The sequence below is a fragment of the Vibrio sp. 1249-1 genome, assembly GCF_033340495.1.
Genome location: NZ_JAWOWJ010000989.1, coordinates 1 through 553, shown reverse-complemented (window position 1 = coordinate 553; position 553 = coordinate 1). Strand labels below are relative to the sequence as shown.

Below are 553 nucleotides of genomic sequence, written 5' to 3'. Positions count from 1 at the left end.
AAGCTATCTCTGAATGATTCTGTTATTTCGAACGGGCGAATTAAAGGCGTCGGGATCAATATTGATATATTTCCTATTGATAGCCTTGGTAAAGAGAAGGGGGCAGCAAAGTTACGCTTTTCATTAATGAAAGCGATCAACTTTTTCGCTCGTATTCAACGTTCGAGACATGATAGGGCAAACCCAATAGTAAATATCGCATTCCGGTTGTTTCAAAAGTGTTTAAAGCTTTTGCCTAAAAAATGGTTTCTATCAGCAATCAAAGGGTTGTGTTCAACATGCTCAGTTAATGATGATGGTTATGCCGTGAGCATTGGCAGCAGTTACCTTGCTAAAGAGTTTACGGAGTCATCGCTTTATCATGATTATACTTCGTGCCCATTTGAAGATCGTCAATATAAATGCATCGCTAGATACGATGATTACCTATCCATGATTTATGGTGACTACATGCAGTTGCCAAAAGAACAGGATAGAGAAAACCACGATAACGTAGGTTTTATCAAAGAGCACTTGCTTCCTATGTAGTCTCGTTATGCCTAGCTTCTCTACA

1 protein-coding gene is annotated in these 553 nt (G+C 39.1%); it reads left to right on the top strand.

Annotation, left to right across the window (positions count from 1 at the left end; all coding sequences use genetic code 11):
• Positions 1-528, top strand: a 528-nt coding sequence (locus R7Z50_RS30075) for a LicD family protein (protein WP_318150097.1), incomplete at its 5' end; no start/stop codon positions are given.
• Between the last annotated feature and the right edge of the window lie 25 nt (positions 529-553).